Here is a 3,236-nt window from a genome sequence, read left to right as displayed (position 1 = left end):
GCTTGCAAAATCGAGAAACTCTGAAGCATTGAATTTCTTCCCCATTTCATATAATACATAATCATCTGTTACATAATTATAGAAATTATTTTTGTCACTGCTTTCAACAGAAAAAGAATCAAACATCCCTAAAATTGTATCTTTGACATCCTGTTCCGTTATTTCTTGATAAGAGCTACAACCACATAATAGATAGGTTATTGATAGTATAATTATTCGTTTCATTTTATTCTCCTTTATTTGACCCAGAGGCGTTTCATTGAGGTTTGTTAATTATTTTACTTTTCTAATATCTTTAGATAAAATAAAGCGCTGATCCCCAGTTCCATAATTATTTAAACCTAATGGTTTTCCATTTTCATCTAAGCAATAACTAATTGCACCCCCACCGCTTGATTCATTGACACACTTGATTTTGCCATTTTTATGAAAAGTATTTGATATCTTGTCAGGCCCCCATAAAGCGTCATCAAGTTCTATTTTCTGTTCTAGAATTTCAGTTATATTTCCATCAACATCATATTCAATTGTTTTAATTTGACCGTTCAATCTTATTACACTTTCCATTGACAATAAATCAATTTCTTCAGGAGTTATCATCATCATTTCATCCTTGGCATCAACAGGATTATCAAATTCAACAACAACATAAAATTCATCTTTTGTTATATCCCCTGATTCAGAGTAATAAGTCCACACACCTTTTCGAATGGATCGTGAGTATTTTTCTAAGAAACCATCAAAAACATATCCTCTAACTTTTAATCTAATTAGTGGGTTTTGATAAAATGTTTTAGGTAAGGGATATAATCCTTCAAGATCATACCAATATAGATCCGTTTTGTAAAGAAGTTTTGGATTAGCAGAATTGTGTTTGATGTTTTTATTGTCATATTCCGCAACTATGATGCCAGTAACTTCTACCCACTCGCCTTTAATTTCACTTTTAATTCCTGTTACTCTATCAGTATCAATTACAGTTAATTTTATACCTGTTTTAGATTCTACCGTAACTGATATTCCATAGGGGAGTTTGCCTATTGTTTTTGATTTTAAATCAGGGCTTTCTCGAACGTTTAGACCACTTTTTGCAGAAACTTTAGATCCTATAATTTCCTCAAAAGATTCGCCTGTTACTTTTATTTTACCATTTTCATAATATGATGAGTATGATGATTGCCCAAAAGAAACTAACGGCACAAACAGTAAAAAAAGAATTAGCTTTTTCATTATGATACTCCAATTAAACATTATAGCAAAATTACATATAATCACTCAGCAATGTGGGTGTCTCTTTTACAAACAAAAAAGCCCCCGTGAGAAGGCTATTTGACCCAGAGGCGTTTCATTTAGATTTAGAACCGAAAATTCAAACCAACAAAAGGCAAAACACCAGTGTCACCACCATCTTCACCCGAAGTACCACCCAGTAGCATCAATCCCATGCCACCAATTTTTACTTGAGTCCTCTTTGATAAATTATATTCTAATGCAAACGAAGCAGTTGGCATAAAACCAGAAAATCCCAAATGCATAACCCCTTGTCCTGACAATACAGAATAAAAAGAAAGCTTCGATTTTTTATAATAATGTTTCCATCCTGCAGAGCCTGTAAATGCCATTATCATAGTCCCAGCGCCTATAAAGAACTCATCCATTTCTGTCTGTCTAATATTATAGGTATAGCCAATAAGACTAAATCCTGTTTTATCATCAAGCATCCCAGCTGAGATATTATGTTTATTAATATCTTGAGCAAAGAGAGGCAGTACAAATAATATGACCCAGAGGCGTTTCATACTGGAAATTACATAGAATTACCCAGCAATGTGGGTGTCTCTTTTATAAACAAAATAGCCCCACGCTAGGTGAGGCTATTTATAAATAACTTATAAATTAAATACTTAGAAAAGATTACTTTGCATATGTTTCCGCTGTTGAACTATCAAATTCATACCCAACAAAAGGTTCATCTCCAACTACCCAACCATCATGTCCTGGGTCAATAACATAAGCATCACCAGCCTTAATTTCCATTTCAGTACCATCATCCATTTTAACTACCATTTTACCAGATACAACACAACCTACATGATGTGATTGGCAACTAGTTTCTCCAGTAAATGGCCCTACACACTCAGACCATACCCAACCTGGTTGTAATGTTGCACGCATTAATGTTACAGTACCTAAACTAACGACATCGACCTTTGTTTTAGGTGGAGTACGTGATTCGTCTGGTGTAGCAAATTGTTTTACTATTAATCCTGCCATTTGATATCCTTTTTTAATATTTTCAGTCAAAAATATTACAAATATTTAATCATACCCACAAACAAAAAAGCCCCCGTGAGGAGGCTTCCTTGTCTACAGTGTAGCGTTCATACTACTTCAATAAGACCATCTTTCGGGTCTTAACAAAGTCTTTCGTCTGAAGTTGATATAGATATACCCCTGCACCTACAGGGTCACCATAGTCATTAGTAGCATTCCACTTGATTGAATGGTAACCTGCAGGTGTATCGTTCATATTGAATGTTCTGACTCTTTGCCCCAGCATATTATAAATGGTCAGGTTTATGCTACTTACCTCAGGTAAGTCAAAGCGCAGGGTTGTAGTTGGATTGAATGGATTTGGATAGTTTTCATGCAATGCAAATTCAGTTGGTATACCTTCCATTTCTGTTGAGAGATATTCATAGCGATTCACATATACCACTCTATCATCACCCGTTACTTTCACTGTATCAATCCCATCTGTAGCAATTACGCTAAACTTGACCGTTACTCCCGATAACATAGGAAAGGGTTCAAATACATTCTCCAAAAATTCCTCATAGGTGATCTGAACTGAAGTACTGGTTGTATCATATACTTCTTCTGCTGGATAAACCCCTATTTGAGCATATAACAGATAATCGATTGTGTCACCATCCGCATCTGTACTTTCACCCCATTGAAGGTCATAAGTAATTTCAGTATTGTCTTTGGTAATATTAATAGTATCTATAGCGCTACTTACCCATTCAAAGGCAGTGGGGGCATCCTGTGTTGGTGCTACAGACAATGAGAAGCTTGTTGTATCTGATGGGATAGGGAAACCAATCCAGTCCGCAATAATATCCACAGCTAAATCACCATTCCAATCATCTGGAAAATTAATTCTCAATGTATCTTCGCTAATAGAAGCTGTTACCTGATCATCTGACAATTGAGGTAAAATGTTTATAAATGGT

Annotated in this window: 5 protein-coding genes; all 5 read right to left on the bottom strand. The window is 35.1% G+C overall.

The genetic code is table 11. From position 1 onward, the window contains the following. The coding region (locus HN459_04900; GenBank protein MBT3478783.1) for a hypothetical protein at window positions 1-225 on the bottom strand (225 nt) is incomplete at its 3' end. A gap of 48 nt (window positions 226-273) precedes the next feature. Continuing rightward, window positions 274-1,230, bottom strand: coding sequence for an SH3 domain-containing protein (locus HN459_04895; protein ID MBT3478782.1), 957 nt, complete (start codon window positions 1,228-1,230; stop codon window positions 274-276). Between the two features lie 125 nt (window positions 1,231-1,355). Beyond that, window positions 1,356-1,799, bottom strand: coding sequence for a hypothetical protein (locus tag HN459_04890; protein ID MBT3478781.1), 444 nt, complete (start codon window positions 1,797-1,799; stop codon window positions 1,356-1,358). Between the two features lie 115 nt (window positions 1,800-1,914). Then, entirely contained in the window at window positions 1,915-2,274 is a 360-nt protein-coding gene (locus HN459_04885; protein MBT3478780.1) for a cupin domain-containing protein, read from the bottom strand. 112 nt (window positions 2,275-2,386) lie between these two features. Continuing rightward, entirely contained in the window at window positions 2,387-3,169 is a 783-nt protein-coding gene (locus tag HN459_04880; protein ID MBT3478779.1) for a T9SS type A sorting domain-containing protein, read from the bottom strand. Window positions 3,170-3,236 lie beyond the last annotated feature (67 nt).

The organism is Candidatus Neomarinimicrobiota bacterium (assembly GCA_018647265.1).
Taxonomy (GTDB): domain Bacteria; phylum Fidelibacterota; class Marinisomatia; order Marinisomatales; family TCS55; genus TCS55.
Note: the sequence above shows the minus strand (reverse complement) of the source record. Positions and strands in the feature narration are given on the sequence as shown.